Consider the following 22372-nt stretch of genomic DNA (forward strand, 5'->3'; position numbering starts at 1 on the left):
GTTGATAACGCATGAGTACAGGAGTAACCGGCTTCACAGGTCCTACGGGTACAACCGGCCCGGCAGGACCAACTGGAACTACAGGGGTGCAAGGAAATCCAGGTATAGCTACCAGAGGGGCTTGCGGGGCGACGGGTCGAACAGGTCTAACTGGACGTACTGGTGTCACGGGAGTGACCGGTGTAACAGGGGTAACAGGGGTAACAGGTCTAACAGGTATGACAGGTATGACAGGTATGACGGGTGTGACAGGAGTAACAGGTGTGACCGGTATGACCGGTGTGACAGGTATGACAGGTGCTACGGGTGAAACAGGAGCGGGTGGAGCTACAGGATTAAGTGCTACGGGACTTACCGGAGAGACCGGGGCTACGGGACTTACCGGGGAGACGGGAGCAACGGGACTCACGGGAGAAACCGGGGCGACAGGACTTACCGGAGCGGGAGAAACGGGAGCGACAGGACTGACCGGGGAGACGGGAGCGACAGGACTGACTGGAGAAACGGGAGTAACAGGCCTCACGGGAGAAACCGGTGTGACAGGCCTCACCGGGGAGACCGGAGCAACAGGCCTCACCGGTGAGACTGGGGCAACAGGACTCACTGGTGAAACCGGAGCGACAGGCCTCACGGGAGAGACTGGGGCAACAGGCCTGACCGGAGAAACCGGGGCGACGGGCCTCACGGGCGAAACGGGATCGACGGGCCTCACGGGAGAGACTGGGGCAACGGGTCTCACGGGCGAAACGGGAGCGACGGGACTCACGGGGGAAACGGGAGCGACAGGACTCACTGGGGAAACGGGAGCAACGGGTCTCACGGGAGAAACCGGGGCGACAGGACTGACAGGAGAAACGGGAGCGACAGGACTCACGGGAGAGACTGGGGCAACGGGTCTCACGGGCGAAACGGGAGCGACGGGCCTCACGGGGGACACGGGAGCGACAGGACTTACTGGTGAAACGGGAGCGACAGGACTCACTGGGGAAACGGGAGAAACCGGGGCGACAGGACTGACAGGAGAAACGGGAGCGACAGGACTCACGGGCGAAACGGGAGCAACAGGCCTCACGGGAGAAACCGGAGCAACAGGCCTCACGGGAGAAACGGGAGCAACAGGCCTTACCGGAGAAACCGGGGCGACAGGCCTTACCGGAGAAACGGGAGCAACAGGGCTCACCGGAGAAACGGGAGCAACAGGACTCACTGGGGAAACTGGGGCAACGGGACTCACGGGAGAAACCGGGGCGACAGGACTCACGGGCGAAACGGGAGCGACAGGACTCACCGGGGACACGGGAGCGACAGGCCTGACCGGAGAAACGGGAGCGACAGGACTCACCGGTGAAACGGGAGCGACAGGACTCACGGGAGAGACTGGGGCAACAGGCCTGACCGGAGAAACCGGGGCGACGGGCCTCACGGGCGAAACGGGATCGACGGGCCTCACGGGCGAAACGGGAGTAACAGGCCTCACGGGAGAAACTGGGGCAACGGGCCTCACGGGAGAAACGGGAGCGACAGGACTCACTGGTGAAACCGGAGCAACGGGTCTCACGGGAGAAACCGGAGCAACAGGCCTCACGGGAGAAACGGGAGCGACAGGACTCACCGGAGAAACGGGAGCAACGGGTCTCACTGGGGAAACGGGAGCAACGGGTCTCACTGGGGAAACGGGAGCGACAGGTCTTACTGGGGAAACGGGAGCAACAGGCCTCACGGGAGAAACCGGGGCGACAGGACTGACAGGAGAAACGGGAGCGACAGGACTCACCGGAGAAACGGGAGCGACAGGGCTCACTGGGGAAACGGGAGCAACGGGTCTCACTGGAGAAACCGGGGCAACGGGACTCACGGGAGAAACCGGTGCCACAGGACTCACGGGAGAAACGGGAGCGACAGGGCTCACCGGCGAAACCGGGGCGACAGGACTTACCGGAGAGACAGGAGCAACAGGACTCACGGGAGCAACGGGAGCAACAGGACTCACGGGCGAAACGGGAGCAACAGGCCTCACGGGAGAAACCGGGGCGACAGGACTCACTGGAGAAACCGGGGCGACAGGACTGACAGGAGAAACGGGAGCGACAGGACTCACCGGAGAAACGGGAGCGACAGGGCTCACTGGGGAAACGGGAGCAACGGGTCTCACGGGAGAAACCGGGGCGACAGGACTGACAGGAGAAACGGGAGCGACAGGACTCACCGGAGAAACGGGAGCGACAGGGCTCACTGGGGAAACGGGAGCAACGGGTCTCACGGGAGAAACCGGGGCGACAGGACTGACAGGAGAAACGGGAGCGACAGGACTCACCGGAGAAACGGGAGCGACAGGGCTCACTGGGGAAACGGGAGCAACGGGTCTCACGGGAGAAACCGGGGCGACAGGACTGACAGGAGAAACGGGAGCGACAGGACTCACGGGAGCAACGGGAGCAACAGGCCTCACGGGAGAAACGGGAGCAACAGGCCTCACGGGAGAAACGGGAGCAACAGGCCTTACCGGAGAAACCGGGGCGACAGGCCTTACCGGAGAAACGGGAGCAACAGGGCTCACCGGAGAAACGGGAGCAACAGGCCTTACCGGAGAAACCGGGGCGACAGGACTGACCGGAGAAACGGGAGCAACGGGACTCACGGGAGAAACGGGAGCGACAGGGCTCACCGGGGAAACGGGAGCGACAGGTCTTACTGGGGAAACGGGAGCAACAGGCCTCACGGGAGAAACCGGGGCGACAGGACTCACCGGAGAAACGGGAGCGACAGGGCTCACCGGAGAAACGGGAGCGACAGGGCTCACTGGGGAAACGGGAGCAACGGGTCTCACGGGAGAAACCGGGGCGACAGGACTGACAGGAGAAACGGGAGCGACAGGACTCACGGGAGAAACGGGAGCGACAGGACTCACGGGAGCAACGGGAGCAACAGGCCTCACGGGAGAAACGGGAGCAACAGGCCTCACGGGAGAAACGGGAGCAACAGGCCTTACCGGAGAAACCGGGGCGACAGGCCTTACCGGAGAAACGGGAGTAACAGGGCTCACCGGAGAAACGGGAGCAACAGGTCTTACCGGAGAAACCGGGGCGACAGGACTGACCGGAGAAACGGGAGCAACGGGACTCACGGGAGAAACGGGAGCGACAGGGCTCACCGGGGAAACGGGAGCGACAGGTCTTACTGGGGAAACGGGAGCAACAGGCCTCACGGGAGAAACCGGGGCGACAGGACTGACAGGAGAAACGGGAGCGACAGGACTCACGGGAGCAACGGGAGCAACGGGACTCACGGGAGAAACGGGAGCGACAGGGCTCACCGGGGAAACGGGAGCGACAGGTCTTACTGGGGAAACGGGAGCAACAGGCCTCACGGGAGAAACGGGAGCGACAGGACTCACGGGAGCAACGGGAGCAACAGGCCTCACGGGAGAAACCGGAGCAACAGGCCTCACTGGAGAAACCGGGGCGACTGGCCTTACCGGAGAGACGGGAGCGACTGGACTCACGGGAGAAACGGGAGCGACAGGGCTCACCGGCGAAACCGGGGCGACAGGTCTCACTGGGGAAACCGGGGCGACTGGCCTTACCGGAGAGACGGGAGCGACTGGACTCACGGGAGAAACGGGAGCGACAGGGCTCACCGGCGAAACCGGGGCGACAGGTCTCACTGGGGAAACGGGAGCAACAGGCCTCACGGGAGAAACCGGGGCGACAGGCCTCACGGGAGAAACCGGAGCGACAGGGCTCACCGGCGAAACCGGGGCGACAGGACTTACCGGAGAGACAGGAGCAACAGGACTCACGGGAGCAACGGGAGCAACAGGACTCACGGGCGAAACGGGAGCAACAGGCCTCACGGGAGAAACCGGGGCGACCGGACTCACTGGAGAAACCGGGGCGACAGGACTGACAGGAGAAACGGGAGCGACAGGACTCACCGGAGAAACGGGAGCGACAGGGCTCACTGGGGAAACGGGAGCAACGGGTCTCACGGGAGAAACCGGGGCGACAGGACTGACAGGAGAAACGGGAGCGACAGGGCTCACTGGGGAAACGGGAGCAACGGGTCTCACGGGAGAAACCGGGGCGACAGGACTGACAGGAGAAACGGGAGCGACAGGACTCACGGGAGCAACGGGAGCAACAGGCCTCACGGGAGAAACGGGAGCGACGGGACTCACTGGCGAAACGGGAGCGACGGGTCTTACAGGTCAGACCGGGTCGACAGGACTTACCGGAGCGGGAGAAACGGGAGCAACAGGTCTTACTGGTGAAACGGGAGCAACAGGCCTCACAGGAGCAACGGGAGCAACAGGCCTCACGGGAGAAACGGGAGCAGCAGGCCTCACAGGAGAAACGGGAGCAACAGGCCTCACGGGAGAAACGGGAGCGACAGGGCTCACCGGCGAAACGGGAGCGACAGGGCTCACGGGAGAAACCGGGGCGACAGGCCTCACGGGAGAAACGGGAGCGACAGGGCTCACTGGGGAAACGGGAGCGACGGGACTCACTGGGGAACGGGAGCGACGGGTCTTACAGGTCAGACCGGGTCGACAGGACTTACCGGAGCGGGAGAAACGGGAGCAACAGGTCTTACTGGTGAAACGGGAGCAACAGGCCTCACGGGAGAAACCGGGGCGACAGGACTTACCGGAGCGGGAGAAACGGGAGCGACGGGTCTCACGGGAAGAACGGGAGCGACAGGGCTAACTGGATCGACAGGTCTTACGGGTTCTACAGGAACAAGAGGACCTCAAGGGAGTCAAGGTTTACCCGGAGCTCCAGGTCCACGTGGCTATCAAGGTGATACGGGACCTACGGGATTCACGGGATCGACCGGAGCAACGGGATTCACGGGAGAGACTGGATCGACAGGATTCACGGGATCGACCGGAGCAACGGGATTCACGGGATCGACCGGAGCAACGGGATTCACGGGATCGACCGGAGCAACGGGATTCACGGGATCGACCGGAGTAACGGGGTTCACGGGATCGACCGGAGTAACGGGGTTCACGGGATCGACCGGAGTAACGGGATTCACGGGATCGACCGGAGTAACGGGGTTCACGGGATCGACCGGAGTAACGGGGTTCACGGGATCGACCGGAGTAACGGGGTTCACGGGATCGACCGGATCGACCGGAGCAACGGGATTCACGGGATCGACCGGAGTAACGGGGTTCACGGGATCGACCGGATCGACCGGAGCAACGGGATTCACGGGAGAGACCGGATCGACAGGATTCACGGGATCGACCGGATCGACAGGGTTCACGGGATCGACCGGAGCAACGGGATTCACGGGAGAGACTGGATCGACAGGATTCACGGGATCGACCGGATCGACGGGTCTTACCGGAGCAACCGGATCGACGGGTCTTACTGGAGCAACCGGAGCAACGGGTCTTACCGGAGCAACCGGATCGACGGGTCTTACTGGAGCAACCGGAGCAACGGGTCTTACCGGAGCAACCGGATCGACGGGTCTTACTGGAGCAACCGGAGCAACGGGTCTTACCGGAGCAACCGGAGCAACGGGTCTTACCGGAGCAACCGGAGTAACGGGTGTTGGTATTGTAGGTCCAACTGGCTACTTGTCTCAGAATTATGCTCAATTTGTTTCCAATCAAACATTAATTGTAGCAGACACAGATGACTTTCCAATTCCTCATTTCAGTTATCTTGCTAGTTCAAGTAATGGTGTTGCTATTGGGCCGGATAGTGAAGACACTGATGAATTTGTGGTTCAAGCCGGGAATTACCTGATTATCTATCAAGCTACTGTTCAGTCCACCCCTACCAGATCGGCTGGTCTGGAACTTATTATAGGCGGTTCAATAGCGTATGACACCCAAATTGCGGCTCCAATTAACAATAATGTTTCATCCTTACAAGGCACCTATATATTGTTGGCTACCGAACAAACAACAATTCAGTTGGCACTTTTGTTTAAGGATACTGCTGTGACTAACGATATCCGAGGTTTATCTTATGGCATTTTTGCGGCAAAAGTCACAATTATTATGCTTGGCTGAGACTGGCGTGACTTAAGCAATCATTGTAATTCCGTTCTATTAAGGCCAGCCGAAATCAGGGCTGGCCTTAATTTGTATCTGAAGGTGGGAGCTGAGCAGGACGTTTATGTATTCTTTACATAGCTTGGATGAATTAACGAACCATTTGCTGTGAGCGACATATGATGGACTATTCTAAACAAGAAAGGAGAGGATTGATTTGTCACAAGCCAATCTGCCGAACATTACACCAACCATTTCTCTCACCAGAAACGACGCTGTTAACATGATGTTGTCGGCAATTGCTATGGAAGAATTAGGACTTAGTCACGTTATCAATGCAGAAGGGGAGAAACTGCAGTATGTGCTGGGAACTCTTCCGGGAGTAGCCGCTCCGGTGGTCAACTTATCCAATCTTATGGACATTACATCGAGCATAAGGAATCTGTTGGGAGAAACCCTCAAAAGCGCATGGTTGCAGACCAGTCAATTAGAGAGTCTGCTGTCGGTGCCAGTTGATTACGGCGCTACAGGAGCACCTGGTCAAACAGGTCCAGACGAAGGTCCAATAGGTCCACGAGGTCTGGTAGGTGAAATAGGAGAGACCGGAGATAAGGGGGAAACGGGGAGTACCGGATTTGCCGGAGTTACAGGCTTAACCGGTTTTACAGGAGAGACAGGGGCTACGGGACTTACAGGTGCAACAGGGTTAACTGGGGCTACAGGTATGACCGGACTTACAGGAGAGACAGGAGCTACAGGTCTAACAGGTCTAACCGGAGTTACAGGTCTAACCGGTGCCACAGGTCTGACGGGAGAAACGGGATTGACCGGTCTAACCGGATTGACCGGTCTAACCGGTGTGACCGGCTGGACCGGCGCTGGCGGTGTATCTGCAGCAGACCGACTGCTGTACTATGTCGAGGCAGGGACTGCGGATGCTGGTGATCCGGTAGTTTTTACTAGTCCAGGTATAATATTGGGTACGAGTATCGGCCTTGGGACTGGAGGATCCTTTAATTTGCTTAATAATGATGTGGGAGGGGTAAATGAGCCGGCGATATACTATGTCCACTATTCGGCAACCGCAACTTCTGCTGCCGGACAGGGAATGACACTATCGCTGTCGCTTAACGGAAATGGCATTCCCGGAAGCGAAAGTTCCTCTGCTATTCCTGCAGCGGTAAACATGGTGTCGGGCGGCAGCGTCTTTCCAACAGAAACTACTCCGAATCCTAATGCATTAACGTTGATCAACACCGGCGCAGGCGGTCTAAGCGGTATAGCAGGAACGATTTCGATTATCAAATTGCTCTAACCCAACTTAATACAGAGGAGTTGATTCCATGTCTCAGGCGAACTTGCCTAATATCACCCCAACGATAAATCTTACCAGGGATGATGCCGTCAACCTGTTGCTGTCCTCCATAGCAATGGAAGAATTGGGACTCAGTCATATTATCAATGCGGAAGGAGAGAAGCTGCAGTATATTCTGGGTACTCTACCGGGAATTACAGCTCCTGAAGCTACCATTGGTGATGTGCTGGCCATGAATGATAGTGTAAGGAATATGATGCGCGATATTGTCAAAAAGGAATTCATTCTGACCAACAAACTGGAGACGGTACTCAGCGCTTCCATCATGGCGGGTCCAACCGGTCCAACCGGAGTAACGGGTAATCCTGGAGGACCTCAAGGACCTCAAGGAGCTCAAGGTGATCAAGGTGCTCAAGGTCCAGAAGGTGCAGTCGGTAACACTGGGTTGACCGGAGAGACTGGAATGACCGGGGCGACGGGATTGACCGGAGTAACTGGGCTGACTGGAGGGACCGGCGCTAGCGGAGCAACCGGAATGACGGGTCTTACCGGATTGACTGGATTGACTGGCGTTACGGGACTTACAGGTCTAACCGGGGAGACCGGTGCTACCGGCCTTACGGGTCTAACTGGAGAGACCGGTGCTACCGGAATGACGGGAATGACGGGTATGACTGGGATGACGGGGCTGACCGGTATTGCATTCTTCGCGGATTATGCTTCTTCTTCAACCACTGAGTTGGGCGTAGGACCAGATAGTCCTATCCTATGGGATGATCCGGGACCGTCAGATGGAGAGATTATAAATAACACCTCATACTTTGCTTTACCTGCAAATGCAACAATTTTCGTACAATTCTATGTAAGTGGCCAGAATCCCTCTCCTGCAGGTCCGATGGTCTTCCAATTATATTACACGGATGCAGCAGGAACGGTGGGAGCCGCTGTCACTGGAGGGTCAGCAACCTCTTCTATAGACAATGACGGTATTGCAGCCGTGTCAGGCGGAGGCATTATACAGACAGACGCAACCGCGGTGCGAGGTGTAGCCTTATACAATAACACCACCGGGGAGCCTATCGGGGAAAGTGCGAATCTCTCTGCCAACATCCAACTAATCAGAATTAATTAATTCCCTTGTATTAAGAAAAGCAAGGCACCGAGAAGCCAAAACTCGGTGCCTTGCTATGTTAAGATTCGGGAGAACATCCGGTGATTCGCCTCTTTGGAGCTTCTGCCAGCATTATCCCATACTTAATGGATGGAGCAGCATAGAATATTCCATGCTGCCGGACCAGAAGGATGTATAGGATTCCTTCATTGATACTGGACTTGGACAATCCGGCTTCAGCATACAATAGTACTGGAGGTGTAGTTGGGCAGTTGTCAATCAGCGGGAGGTAAGCAAATTGAAAGAGAAAGAAGGGTTGTGTCGACATGTCATCATTGATTCCGGTTCAACTGGGAAGTCCGGGAGCGGCAATCAGGCTGAATAGTCCTGTATTTTTTGAAATTAGCCATCCCTTGTCCCAAATAGATTTCAGCGTACCTCTGTCGTTCAGGCCGGCAGTGCCCGGCAGTTATCACTTAATTATCGGATTAACGATTCTGAAAGACGGTCAGGTCCTTCATACCTTTAATGATCCGTATATAGGCAACGCCAATACCGCTGGCGATTCCCTGTCTACTGATGTAAATGCAAGTGTTACAGGAAGATTTGACCAAGGGGAACAGCAGTTTGAACTGGAGCTGAGGGTTCTGTCGTATCAGAATATCCAGGGGAACCCGCTGCTTGGTGTCCCAGCCGTTTCCGTCCAAGGTTACTCCGTGGCAGCCGAAGAAGTTGGTCCCACGGGTCCAACAGGAGAAACAGGGCACCCCGGTAATCGGGGATTGAAAGGTGCTACGGGGACCCGGGGGCCAACTGGGCAACTAGGCGGTACTGGTATTACCGGAACGAAAGGGATGAGGGGCGCTGTAGGAGCGTCTGGTATCGTGATTAACTTAGGGAGCGAAACCGGTGAAACCGGAAATACAGGGGTCACCGGGCCAGGTATTATCGGCCTGACCGGGGCCACAGGAATCGGCCGGACAGGTCCGACCGGTGCTGGTCCAGCCGGGCCCACAGGAGCGACTGGAGCCAAGGGAGTGACCGGACAGACCGGTCCTGGATCATCCATTACCGGACCAACTGGTCCGACAGGAGCTACAGGCGCGCCTGGACCAAGCCGATCGTTGCCAGTGGTCGTGAGTGACACCTTACTATCGAACAGCCCAAGTGAAGGAGTGCTTGTTGGCCAGCTTCCGCCGGTGCAGATTGATGCGGCTGACCGCTGTGTAATGATTGAGGGGACGCTTCAGATCAGCTATGGGAACCCTCCGGATCGTGAGTTCCGGAATGCTTTATACTATCAAGTCCATCGGAACGGCCAACCTGTGGGTAGTCCCCAGTTCTGGGTATTACAGTACAGTTACAGTGATATAGAAAGTTCCACTCCGTCCAGCGATGGGTTAGCATTCTTTAGTATTGACCCTAATCCGCCGGTTGGACAGAATGTGTATACGCTGACAGTTCAGGTCTATACAATATCTCTTAACACATCCATCGCCTATACATCGTTCAATGCAACGGCAAAAGTGTTCCTGGATGGAAACTGACCTTATACAAACCGATTATTGGAATAGAAAAGAAACGTATCTTAGGTATAAGGAGATGAACTTACGTGACGGAGATCTATTCGTCGCTTCTTCTGGGAAGCGGCAATATGCTGGCCCTTACGGGAATACGGACGGATGTGGAACAGCAGATTGCTAACGCAGATTTGCGGTTGGCTGTCCCCCTGTTGCTGGATATCCTCAGTCCGGGGGAATACCACCTGCATCTGGATTATGAGCTGTGGAGAGACAAATCGCGTATTACAGCGGGTGCCGTATCGGTTGAATCGCAGACCTCTACAACGGGGCTGGTCCAGACAGAAGCAATCATAAGATTCAGGGATCAGCTGTCAGCAGGGGTTCACCGCTATGAACTGAGGCTGAAGGGGCTTCATGACCAGAATATCGCTTCCGATATCCGGGTGGGGTCGCCGCTGCTGCAGACCGGACCCGGGCCGATCATATTGGCCGGTCCTATAGGTGCCAAAGGTCAAACTGGTCTTACGGGTCTAACCGGGCCAACGGGTTCACAAGGACTGCCAGGGTATCCGGGAGATCCAGGTCCGTCACTCTCCGGAGCTACCGGACTAACAGGCCCGACCGGAGCAACCGGAGCGACCGCATACATTGGAGGATCTCCCGGACCGAAGGGTGCGACAGGAATAACAGGCGGAAGCATTACCGGCCCTACGGGAACGAACGGAGTGGGAGCCACTGGAGCTACGGGGATTGGAGCTACAGGCAATACAGGACTCACTGGCTGGACTGGAGTGCCAGGTGACCCCGGTCCGGCCGGATCAGGGAATGAGCCGGGAGACATGGGACCCGCCGGGGCCAGGGGACCTACAGGATCTCCAGCAGACGGCTCCTACATTCCAACATTAACCTACGCAATTAATTCAGTTATTTTACAACCAACTCAGTTCAATGGGCCTGTTATTGTTGTAACACTACCGGCGAGTTCCCCGGAAACGGGACGCTGCCAAATTGCCGGCGGTGTGCAGCTCCGGTGGAATGGCCCACAGGCTCAGATACCTAACAAGGGTATAAAGATATATTTCGTCCTCACCGATAGTGATGGGACGATCTACTATCAATATAGTGATTCCAGTGGGACACAAGGTATTAATTTAAGTCAGTTTATCCCATTCGTTGCTATGTATAGTGGGTCGCCGACAGAGATGAAACTTGTTCTGATGGTAACGGCCGATATATCTGATCAGTGGTTAGTAACAGCTTTGGGTACCTTAACCGCAACTGTACTTCCCGATAATACATGAAGACCGGAAAATATAAAGGAGTGGTGAAGTGATGTCAAACCTTACGTTTCTTCCGCTGGGAATGCCGGGACCGGCAGTCCATCTGGCTGAGACACTTCAAATCGCAGCAGCACAGCCTCAGACGCAGGTTACTTTCCATATCCCGCTCGTCTTCCAAAGCCTCACAGCCGGGCCATCCCAGATGGGGATTGAACTGGAGACCACGCTCTCCGGACATCCTGTTCAGACCCAATTGGTTACGCTGTCCGATAACGGTACAGAGGAAGCGGCCAGAACGCTACAGGTTACAGTCAACCATCCGGGAAATCCGGGAACGTATGCTTATAGCATCCAAGCCAGGGTGGTCAGCTATAGCAACATTAAGGCCAATCCCCTGATAGGGAGAGCCGTTGCCGGTATTGCCTCGGTAGCCACAATCAGAGCGGATACCGGCATTACCGGTCCGACCGGTCCGACCGGTCTAACGGGGGTCACGGGCTACCCGGGGTTCCTCGGTGGGGGGGGGCTAAAGGGGCCGGTGGGACCGACAGGGTACGGCCCGACCGGTCCCACCGGAGACACGGGTACTACCGGAGCCGATGCTACCGGAGGGACCGGCGGTGCTGCCGGGGCTGCCGGTCCGACCGGCCCGACGGGGCAGACTGGAGCTGGCGACCGTGGGGCGACCGGGGCTGCTGTAACCGGGGCTACAGGCGGAGGCCGCAAGGGGACCACTGGGGCCAGGGGCCTCACAGGATTAACGGGCGACCGGGGAGCGACAGGTACGGGGGATAAAGGCCCAACCGGCCCGGTAGGTTTGACAGGAGCTGCAGGTGCTACTGGAGAGCCGTTGCTTCCTCCCCAGTATCAATATAGTGCCGATCCATTAGGCTTGACTTATGACTTTCAGACTGTTCTGACCTTACCTCAAGTGGTCTTTGAGGGTGGACCGAATGTCGTATTACAGGGGAATGTTCTGGTTACTTTTCAGCCGTATTTGACCGCCACGCGGGTTCCCATTGTTATCAATGTACTCTTCAACGACACCATCCTCCAAGACTTCTCTTTCTATTCTATTCAGCAGAGCTCTGACAGCTTCCCGGGCGGGGAGCGGGCGAGTGTGGACTGCCCGTTCAGTCTAACTCATTATAACGCTGGTGGTCTCGGGGCGTATTCTGTACAAGTAAAGATAGATCAGCCTGTGCCAGATGGTTTCGACTTGAGGGTAGAAAGCCGTTATTTATATGCTGAACCAACAGAACGGGGCCAGCCTTATGTCAAGGACAGAACGATCTATTATCTTGCTTCAGGTGCAGTCCAGATTTTTGATGCGGCCAATGGTCTGACAAATTCCGTCCCGATGTATGACAATACCATTAGGCCTTTATATACTGCCTATGCCGCTACAGTGGACGGCCGTTATATTTACTATGGAGTAGTTGGCAGGTTGTACCGGTTCAATACGCAGGAAGAGAGGGTGGATTGGGGAGTCGATCTGATTCCAGGTATGTATGTTACAGGTATGCTGCTGATGCCGGATCAGAGATATCTCTTTATCTGGACTCAGAACAGTACTCAGGTACAGATTTATGATCTGGATAACACCGCTATAGTCAACACGGTGACCCTGGAATCCAATGTTATCTACGCTGCAGCTTCACCTGACAGCCGCTATGCCTTCTTTTACACTTACTATGGAGACATATATGGCTATGAGATCGAGACGAATTTGCTTACTCAGAGTATTCTTCATATAGGCAGCGATAGTAGTCTGACTACTGCCACCCCGCTGCTGGTGGTTACGCCGGACAGCGAGGAGCTGCTGGTTACACCTGGAGCATCGGGTATCTACTACACCCACACAGAGATTGGAAACTTCAGCAACACCGGCAGCATTACATCCTCTCCTAATGCCACTACGGGCATACGGATTTTGAAGACGGGGAATGTCTATGTGCTGGATAACGGATTATTTACTACCGACACGCGTTATGTCAGCCTGCTTAACGCGCAGGGAGAACTGGTGAACACCTGGACGATTGTAAATGCTGGTAATAGTACTATGTATCTGTCTCCGAATGAACAGTGGATAGCCGTTCTGGTGCAAGTACAGCTCATACTGATTTCAACTGCTGATCAGAGTGCACAATACATTCCCTTATCGGATTATCAGGGCCCTGGTCTTGCTGCTTTTACAGGAGACAGCAGCTATTTTGTCAATATTGGAACTCAGGTTCAAGCTGTAAGCCTGGTAGATTTCTCCGTCCATAGCTTTGACATTCCAAGTGGATTCCCCGATTTCCCGCTCTCCAACTCTGTATCCAGTGGAAGATACCAGACGCAGAGCGAATAATGAGAGTATTGCCCGAAACAGGGCTATCATGAAGAGGCAACTCCCCTTCTCCGGTTACCGGGGAGTTGCTCTTCATTTCATAACGGGTGGACAAGTGAGAGAAGTCATACAAGCAGTTCAATGCCTTGAAGTTGCAAAAGGAGTGGTGAAGTGATGTCAAGCCTTACGTCTCTTCCGCTGGGAATGCCGGGACCGGCATTCCATCTGGCTGAGACACTTCAAATCGCAGCAGCACAGCCTCAGACACATTAAGGCCAATCCGCGGGGGGCGCGGGCTACCCGGGGTTCTTCGGTGGGGGGCTAAAGGGTCCGGCCCGACCGGAGAACGGCTATCTTTACGCGGAACAGGTGGAGCAGGAAGGTGCTTTTGCGTGGGCTTCCAAGGTCTATTTTGTCGGTAACGGGGCACTTAAAATTTTTGACGCAGTTAATGGTGTGATTAAATCCGTCCCGATGTGGGACACCACCAATCTTCCAAGAAACCCCTTCTTTGCTACCTATGCCGCTTCACCGGACGGCCGTTATATTTACTACGGAGTAGGAATTACGCTGTACCGTTTCAACACGCAGGAAGAGACAATCGATTTGAAAATGGATTTGATCCCCACCATAAATATCTCAGGTATGCTGCTCACGCCTGATGCAATGCAGACACTCCAGTATTCTACAATTCCGTATCCAGTGGAAGATATGAGTCGCAGAGCCGTTTAGAGAGAGTTTAGCCCAAAACCAAGGGGAGTAGGGAGTGTGGACAATTATGAAGGGAATCATTCTGGCAGGCGGCTCGGGGACGAGGCTGCATCCGCTGACGAAGTCGATCTCGAAGCAGATTCTACCGGTGTATGACAAGCCGATGATCTATTATCCGCTGTCTGTCCTGATGCTGGCGGGCATCCGGGACATTCTGCTGATCTCCACCGGGCGGGATATCCGGCTGTTCCAGGATTTGCTTGGTAACGGTGAACAATTGGGGCTATCGCTGCAATATGCGGTTCAGGAGCAGCCGCGCGGACTCGCGGAGGCGTTCCTTATCGGCGAAGAATTCATCGGCACGGATCAGGTGTGTATGATTCTGGGCGATAATATATTTTATGGGCAGAGCTTCGGCGCCATTCTGGAGAAGGCTGTTTCGCGTCAGGAAGGTGCCACAATATTCGGCTGCCGGGTACAGAATCCGTCTGCTTACGGTGTTGTCGAATTCGACAGCTCGGGCAAGGCGGTTGCACTGGAGGAGAAGCCGCTGTATCCCCGGTCCCACTATGCGGTGCCGGGCTTGTACTTCTACGACCGGCAGGTAGTGGAGATAGCCAGACACATCAAGCCCTCGCGGCGCGGCGAAATCGAGATTACCGATGTTAACATAGAGTATCTGAGAAGAGGACAACTACACGTGGAACGCTTCGGCCGGGGAATGGCCTGGCTGGACACCGGAACGCCCGAATCGCTCCTGGAGGCGGCCAATCTGGTCGAGACTATCCAGAAGCGGCAGGGGCTGTATGTAGCTTGTATAGAAGAAATTGCTTTTAACAAGGGGTATATCACCAGGGAACAGCTTCTGGAGCTGGCCAAGCCGCTGCACAAGCTGGCGTATGGACAATACTTATCAAGCATAGCCGAAGAATCCCTTACTGCGAACTGAGGTATATCTGATTCAAGACCATTAATGTAAGGAGTGAGTGTGCTTGAAGGTATCTGATTATGTAATAGATTATCTTAAGCAACAAGGCATATCGCATGTCTTTGAATTTATAGGCGGAGCCATTGTCCATCTACTTGATTCCGTTTCGGTTAGAAATGATATCGAATGTGTTTCGGTTCGCCATGAACAAGCAGGTGCTTTTGCGGCTGAAGCTTATGCCAGGATGAACGGGAAGCTCGGTGTGGTTATGGCCACAAGTGGACCGGGGGCATTGAATTTGCTTACCGGAATAGGCAGTTGTTACTTCGATTCAGTTCCTTGTTTGTTTATCACGGGACAAGTGAACACTTACGAATATAAATTTGAGCGGCAAGTAAGACAAATAGGGTTTCAAGAAACCGATATTGTCAGCGTAGCGAAGCCGTTGACTAAATATGCTGTCATGGTTACAGAGCCGGATCAGATCAGGTATGAGCTGGAGAAGGCAATAGTTCTGACTCAGCATGGCCGGCCAGGGCCAGTCTTATTAGACATTCCGATGAATCTTCAACGGGCACAGGTTGAGCCTGAGACTCTGAATAGCTTCTACAATAGCAAAGAGTACAAAGCGCTTATGAAAGATTCAGGGGACGTAAGCGATTCTGTCATTGAAGATGTTATTAAGATGCTAGGTGCAGCCAAGAGACCGCTGATCTTAGCGGGCGGTGGTGTAAGAGCCGGTAATTCTGCAGCAGCACTGTCCCGATTCATTGGCAAGACAGGAATACCCATAGTTACATCATTAATGGGGCTTGATGTGATCTCGCATGATCATCCGCTGTATACAGGTCTGATAGGATCCTATGGTAACCGGTACAGCAATCTGATTCTTGCTAATTGTGACCTGTTGCTCATCTTCGGTTCAAGACTCGACAGCAGGCAGACCGGAACCAGACCGGATACCTTTGGGCGTGGGGCCCAAATGATACACGTGGATATTGATCATAATGAGCTTAACAGCAAGGTTGCAGCAACACTTGCCATCAAGTCTGATCTGAAGGTATTCCTGGAACGGATGGATTCTGCACTAACCGGGTATCACCCGCCGGATATCACTGAGTGGTTAGCATATATTGCCGGTCTCAAAGGGCAATATCCTACGTATTCTTTCACTCCGAGTGCCAATGAAATTGAACCTAACCGCTTCATGGGGCTATTGTCCTCCAGATCTGCGAAGTTCAAGGCAATCTGCCTGGATGTGGGACAGCATCAGATGTGGGCATCGCAGTCATTCTTATTGTCCGGGAACCAAAGACTACTCAATTCCGGCGGGATGGGGGCGATGGGATTCGCCTTGCCGGCAGCCATCGGAGCTTGCTTAGCAACAGGGGACGAGACTCTCGTCATTGCGGGAGACGGTGGCTTTCAATTGAACATACAGGAATTAGATACGGTTGTCCGGCTGCATCTGCCCATTAAAATAGTGGTTATGAATAATAGCTCTCTGGGAATGGTGAGGCAGTTCCAGAATTTGTATTTTGAGGGCAGGAAACAGTCTACAGTAAATCCTAATCCTTCATTTATCGATATTGTTAAAGCTTATACCATTCCGGCCTTTCAAATGAATAACACGGATGATATTCATCAGCTTGAACAGTTCTTAAGTACTAAGGGACCGGCATTTATTGAGGTTAAGGTGGACAGAACAACCGACGTCTATCCCAAGCTGGTTGTAAATAGGCCTATTGAGGATATGTATCCGTATCTGGACAGGGACGAATTGAAAAGAATCATGCTAATCGACCTCGCGTCAGAGATGGGTCATCCTGAGTAAATCTCTCCTAGCCCAGAGGGAGATCACCAACGAAGAAGCGGTGTCCATCTGCTGAATGCAGTGGAACACCGCTTTTCTGTAGTTCGGTCCGGCTTCTGCATATATTGCCTTTGCAAAGAATAATTTAATTATTATGCAATACAACAATAGAGGTGAGTAGATGAAATATTTCCAGAATCATGTGCATGGGATGGAGGGGCTCTGTAATCAGCTGATGGCTCTTTACCGGGCAGTATCGGAAGCATTCCTGTGCATTGAACGGGGCGAATCGGCCTGTATTATCCTTGCTGATGGTCAAACACGCAACTTTATTAATCTGACCAACGAACCTTTTTTTTCACCTTTATCTATTGATGCTTTCATAGAGGTAGATCAATTCCAGTCAGTCCTGGCCTCCCGAAGTGTGTCACTCCTACGAATGAGAGATGCAGAATCATTGTCTGAACTGGCGGTTAGATGCTCCCGTTTCCCTATCAGCACCATGACTCCAGAGGAGGCCCTTAACACGGGGATCTGGATAGCTGCTTCATTTCCTTTTGCCGCCAAGCCGTTGGAATTAGCCCACACGATCATCGGCTCTATGTCCCATTACCCCAAATGGGCTGCTATGCAATTACGTATCGAAGGAGATATATTGTATGGCCAAGAGGCCATGAACATAAGTCTTGATAATTACGCACAGCAGTATGTGCATCTGGCAGCCGGCCACTTGGCTCAGTTCCCTGCAATGTCGGCAGTATATATAGCAACCGGTGTGAAGGAAGAGGTTCTCAGAAGGGCTTCCAAAGAGCTGACGGAAAGATTCCCAGATACGGTTCTGCTTAGTAAAAAAGAAATTCTGCGGCGATCTTCGGGACTTTGGGAGGAATTTCAAGCCCTGTCTCTGGAAGAGCAGGCGTTGGTGGATTGGCTGGTCTGCCTGAATGCTCCTCACTTTCTGGGTCCGCACGGGAACTCCTTTTCGTACCTGGCCGGATACATGCGTCACTACCGTGGATTAGAGCCAGACACTACATTATTATGGCCGGAGTACCAGCCTTACTGGGATTTATGGTTTCCCAGAGTGTGAACAGAAGCTGTAACCAATTGTTTTTTATGTATAAAAAAGTCGTGCGTGAATATTAATCAAAAGAGGTGTTAGGCGTTTTTTGGGAAGCAGAGGCGTAGTTTGAAATTGAAAGGGGTTAATATAATGGATGTACCGAACCCTGAACAAGGGAGCTATTTCAGTTGTGGATCACAATCGGTATTGGCGGAGAATGGTTATGTATCCAATCCCTCCTGTGTTTCTATAGGCAACCATGTAAATGTGCAGGCGGGTTATCACTGGAGGATCAAGGGAGCGGATTCAGGCAATGCTCCTAGTTTGACAATTAAGGACGGTTGCAGTATTGGAGCAGGTTTTCATGTTAACAGTAACCATAAAGTCCACATAGGCCGGAATGTGCAGATTGAACCTTATGTCATTATATCAGACCGGACGGTTAGACCGGGTTTTCCAAGTTGGGTAAGCACTTCAGAAGAGATGAATAGCCCGGAAACGCTGGAGGTGGGGGATGGATGTGTCCTTCGCGCACATAGCGTAATTGCCGGAAATGTAAATATTGGAAAATTCAGTATTGTTGAGCTTAATAGTGTAGTTGTTGAGGATGTTCCAAGCTTCTGCACGGTCTCCGGCAATCCCGCTGTCGTTACCAAAGTGTTCATTCCTGAAACACTCGAATGGGTTATCGTGCACGGTGAGGAAGAAACAAAAGCTGCACTTGAACGCCGCCGGGAGCATCCCCTGTTGTCGATAGTCATTCCGACCTATAATCGTGCTCATCATCTGAACAATAATCTTCAATCCATTTATAGTCAAATTTGTGATGAGGACCTGGTGGAAGTGGTAGTCACGGATAATCACTCGCAGGATACTACACAGGAGGTCGGTGAGTCATATACCAAGTTATTCTCCAGCTTTCGTTATAGCCGGAATGAACAGAACATAGGGTTCGATCTCAATATGGCTCATGTCTCCTCACTGGCGAGAGGGAGCTTTATTAAATTGAATGGAGACGATGATTACTGGCTTGATGGGGCGCTGATTGATTTCATAGGGATTGTGCTCAACAACCTTGATTGTGCGCTGTTTCATACGAATCAGTTGGATACGGATGGGCAAGTAGTTACCATGGAGGGCAGTGATCTATTCCTGACACATACAAGTAATGATGCGGTGCACATGACCATGAATACGATGAAACGCTCACTTTGGAGTCAGATTGAGGATACAACGAAGTATGCTTCCACGGGGATCATTCATATGTATTGGCTATATGATATTCTTGCTTTGGACCCTAAGTTTTGTATAATAAACCAAAAATTATATTATTTTGCAGGGGTTGCGCCAGAGGGATATAACGTAGGTAGAATGGTAATTAAGAGTGCGCTGGATGTGTTTCTGCATTATGAAGGCCGGACTCTGAAAAGTGAGACGATTCGTGAGGAGAAGAAGAAGCGTGTGTACGGGGTGATTATTCCATTGTACGATATTATTGTGAGATATGGATACTCAAGTGACATCTCGAATTATGAAGATTATTATACAGAATACTACGCAAATGAAGATTACTATGAAGATGGGCTGATGAAGCTGCGGGAAATCTCGGCGAGGCGGCTGTGAAGAGTCCCACACCAAATAAGATTGCTATACTGGGAGCCACTGGGCACATTGCGAGGAACCTGATTCTCGGTCTAGCTGCTTCACAGGAGTATGAGCTGTATTTATTCTCACGGTTCAGAGACAGAATGGCCCTTTTCCTGGAGGAAAAGCAGCTTCAGAAACATGCCCGGCTCTGTGAGTACAGTCAATTCGAACTTACGGCGGACTATGATGTGATTATCAATGGGGTGGGGATCGGAGATCCGCGTGACCTCATTCAGCATCCGTTCAAGGTCTTTGAGATTACCGAGCATTACGACAAGCTGATTCTGGAATATCTGCATGAGAATCCGGCTGCCATATATATCAATCTAAGCAGCGGGGCGGTATACGGGTCTGACTTCGACCAGCCTGCTACAGACGGGAAGTGGCTCAAGCTTGATCCCAACCATCTATCCGCTCAGGAATTTTACGGGATCACCAAGCTGAACATGGAGGCCAAGCACAGAAGTCTGGGCCAGTACCGCATTGTGGATCTACGGATATTTGGTTTTTTTAGCGAGTTTATTGATCTGGATTCACGGTATTTGCTGACAGATATCATTGATCACCTTAGAAAGGGAGAGATTCTGCACACCTCATCGGACAACATCGTTAGAGACTATGTGCACCCCTGGGATTTGCTCCAGCTCATCAAGCTGTGTATGAAGGAAGATGTACGGAATAATGTATATGATGTATTTTCACTAAAGCCTGCGGCGAAGTTTGAGATTCTGGATTACTTCGCAGGTTCCTACGGGCTTAAGTATGAAATACAAGATAATCCTTCCTATAACTCCATAACCGGCTCTAAGACTAACTATTATTCTCTTAACCACAGAGCCACCCAAATAGGCTACCTGCCCCGTTACACGTCGCTCCAGAGCATAAAGAACGGTTATGATCAATTGATACGCGTATAACTAAATACCATATTCTCCGTTCGTGCTATGTGAACAAACACCATTCTAAGAGAGCTGTCCGGTTCTCCGTCTGGGGATCGACCGGATCAATTTCCGAAAGCATCGGTACGTACAGCAACTACCCGTATGAGACGAAGTGGACCTTCAACTCCGCTCTGAGTCAATGACAGATCAAATGAAATTCATGTTTCCCGTCCCTCAGGGAATTCTAGAACTGGAGAGTTATCTACCATTCTGAAAGCGGTGAGGACGGAATTCATGAAGCAAGCTTCCGGTACAACTGAAGAAGATAAGAAATTGAAATGGTGGCAGCTAAGCCTGCTTGGGATTGCGGGGACGATTGGAACCGGGTATTTCCTCGGCTCGGGGCTGGCAATCACAATCGGCGGACCGGCGGTGCTGCTGGTATATCTGTTAGCTGCGGCGGGGACTTATGTTGTATTCGATGCCCTGGCCCGGATGACGGCGGAGCAGCCTGAACAAGGCTCCTTCCGCTCCTATGCGAAGCAAGCGTTCGGGAATTGGGCCGGCTTCGGCAGCGGTTGGCTGTATTGGTTCTCGGAGCTGCTGATTATGGGCAGCCAGCTCACCGCATTATCCATATTCTCGCGCTTTTGGTTCCCGGCCGTACCCATGTGGGTGTTCGCGGCCGGGTTCGCGGCGGTTGGACTGGGGATTGTATTCTTCGGGAATACAGGCTTCGACCGGGTGGAGAATGTGCTGGCCGTCATCAAGATGGCGGCCATTCTGATGTTCCTGGCGCTGGCGGCGGCGCTGCTGGCAGGCTGGATTGGCGGCGGCAAGTACACCCCGAAGCTGCCGCAGGGTTATAAGGGGTTCTTTCCTGCGGGAGGTATCGGGCTTTGTTCTGCGTTTATTTTTGCCTTTTATGCCTATGGGGGCATTGAGGTGCTGGGGATTATGTCTTACAGGCTCAAGAATCCGGAGGATGCCCCGAAGGCAGGGAAGGTGATGCTGGTGGGACTGGCGTCCGTGTATATCCTGTCTATTGGACTTGCGGTAATTATGGTACCGCTGAGCGCTTTTAACCCGAAGGAAAGTCCCTTCGTGCTGGCCTTGCGCAGCGAACATCTGGCCTTCGTGCCGCATCTGTTCAATGGCGTGCTGATCATTGCCGGCTTCTCTACTATGACTGCCTCGCTGTACGCAATCACCTCAATGATGCTTACGCTGGCCCAGGAGGGGGATGCCCCTAAGATGTTCTCGAAGAAATGGAAGGAGAAGTACCCGTTCTTCGCGCTGTGCCTGATTGCCGCCGGTCTGAGCGGTGCCATTATGATGTCCTTATGGTTGCCGGGGAAGGTGTATGAATACATCACCACCGCTGCCGGACTGATGATTCTCTATAACTGGGCCTTCATTCTGCTCTCCTCGGGCAGGCTGCTGAAGCCGAGTACGCTGGGCGCAGTGAAGCGCTGGAGCGGACTGATACTGATTCTGGTGGCGGTCACCGGAACCTTGTTCCATAAGCTGAGCCGCCCGGGCTTCTACATCAGCCTGCTGATTGTAGCGCTGATTGCGCTGGGGGACTGGATCGTTCAGCATGTCCGCAGCAAGCATGCAGCCGTACCCTATCCTTCACTGCATGGGGGTCCAGGAATTCGGATTAAGGGCATTCGGCTGCGGAAGAACAAGATCTAATGGAATAAAGGCAGCGATTCTCCGGTTTGGGAGAATCGCTGCCTTGTTTATAGC

Annotated in this window: 15 protein-coding genes; 14 read left to right on the forward strand and 1 reads right to left on the reverse strand. The window is 53.3% G+C overall.

Annotated elements, in window-relative coordinates:
- The first annotated feature begins 11 nt into the window (after positions 1-11).
- A complete protein-coding gene (locus MHH78_RS11920) occupies positions 12-4706 on the forward strand; it encodes a beta strand repeat-containing protein (protein ID WP_341167520.1) in 4695 nt (1564 codons plus the stop codon).
- Positions 4707-4794: 88 nt separating this feature from the next.
- On the opposite strand, the gene MHH78_RS11925 is transcribed toward MHH78_RS11920, so the two are convergent.
- Positions 4795-5328 carry a hypothetical protein gene (locus MHH78_RS11925; protein ID WP_445668039.1) on the reverse strand — a complete coding sequence of 178 codons (534 nt, stop codon included), beginning with the start codon at positions 5326-5328 and terminating at the stop codon, positions 4795-4797.
- A 265-nt stretch (positions 5329-5593) separates the two neighbouring features.
- Here MHH78_RS11925 and MHH78_RS11930 point away from each other — a divergent pair, with 265 nt between their 5' ends.
- From MHH78_RS11930 to MHH78_RS11990, 13 genes are all read left to right on the forward strand, one after another.
- Positions 5594-6034 (forward strand): hypothetical protein, encoded by a 441-nt coding sequence (locus MHH78_RS11930; protein ID WP_340827455.1) that lies wholly within the window; start codon positions 5594-5596, stop codon positions 6032-6034.
- Positions 6035-6233: 199 nt separating this feature from the next.
- Complete coding sequence (locus MHH78_RS11935) at positions 6234-7331, forward strand: collagen-like triple helix repeat-containing protein (protein WP_341167521.1); 1098 nt, start codon at positions 6234-6236, stop codon at positions 7329-7331.
- Between the two features lie 28 nt (positions 7332-7359).
- A complete protein-coding gene (locus tag MHH78_RS11940; RefSeq protein WP_076086892.1) occupies positions 7360-8463 on the forward strand; it encodes a collagen-like protein in 1104 nt (367 codons plus the stop codon).
- Between the two features lie 305 nt (positions 8464-8768).
- On the forward strand, positions 8769-9989 hold the full coding sequence (locus MHH78_RS11945) for a collagen-like protein (protein ID WP_076086889.1): 1221 nt from the start codon (positions 8769-8771) through the stop codon (positions 9987-9989).
- A gap of 65 nt (positions 9990-10054) precedes the next feature.
- Positions 10055-11266 carry a collagen-like protein gene (locus tag MHH78_RS11950; RefSeq protein ID WP_076086886.1) on the forward strand — a complete coding sequence of 404 codons (1212 nt, stop codon included), beginning with the start codon at positions 10055-10057 and terminating at the stop codon, positions 11264-11266.
- 31 nt (positions 11267-11297) lie between these two features.
- Positions 11298-13598, forward strand: a complete 2301-nt coding sequence (locus MHH78_RS33930; protein WP_445668040.1) for a hypothetical protein — start codon at positions 11298-11300, stop codon at positions 13596-13598.
- Between the two features lie 348 nt (positions 13599-13946).
- Positions 13947-14309: a hypothetical protein gene (locus MHH78_RS11960; RefSeq protein WP_076084113.1), complete on the forward strand. Its 363-nt coding sequence runs from the start codon at positions 13947-13949 to the stop codon at positions 14307-14309.
- Positions 14310-14355: 46 nt separating this feature from the next.
- Positions 14356-15237 (forward strand): glucose-1-phosphate thymidylyltransferase RfbA, encoded by an 882-nt coding sequence (gene rfbA, locus MHH78_RS11965; protein ID WP_076084192.1) that lies wholly within the window; start codon positions 14356-14358, stop codon positions 15235-15237.
- A 37-nt stretch (positions 15238-15274) separates the two neighbouring features.
- Complete coding sequence (locus MHH78_RS11970) at positions 15275-17050, forward strand: thiamine pyrophosphate-binding protein (RefSeq protein ID WP_340827976.1); 1776 nt, start codon at positions 15275-15277, stop codon at positions 17048-17050.
- Between the two features lie 160 nt (positions 17051-17210).
- The gene (locus tag MHH78_RS11975) at positions 17211-18119 is read left to right on the forward strand and encodes a hypothetical protein (RefSeq protein WP_076084119.1); all 909 of its coding nucleotides are present in this window, start codon (positions 17211-17213) and stop codon (positions 18117-18119) included.
- A 123-nt stretch (positions 18120-18242) separates the two neighbouring features.
- Complete coding sequence (locus MHH78_RS11980) at positions 18243-19715, forward strand: glycosyltransferase (RefSeq protein ID WP_083685655.1); 1473 nt, start codon at positions 18243-18245, stop codon at positions 19713-19715.
- On the forward strand, positions 19712-20656 hold the full coding sequence (locus MHH78_RS11985) for an NAD-dependent epimerase/dehydratase family protein (RefSeq protein ID WP_076084125.1): 945 nt from the start codon (positions 19712-19714) through the stop codon (positions 20654-20656). Before MHH78_RS11980 ends, MHH78_RS11985 begins: the two co-directional genes overlap by 4 nt.
- 258 nt (positions 20657-20914) lie before the next feature.
- Positions 20915-22318 carry an amino acid permease gene (locus MHH78_RS11990; RefSeq protein WP_076084128.1) on the forward strand — a complete coding sequence of 468 codons (1404 nt, stop codon included), beginning with the start codon at positions 20915-20917 and terminating at the stop codon, positions 22316-22318.
- Positions 22319-22372: the final 54 nt, after the last annotated feature.

Source organism: Paenibacillus sp. FSL H3-0333 (assembly GCF_038002805.1).
GTDB lineage: Bacteria > Bacillota > Bacilli > Paenibacillales > Paenibacillaceae > Paenibacillus_AQ > Paenibacillus_AQ silagei.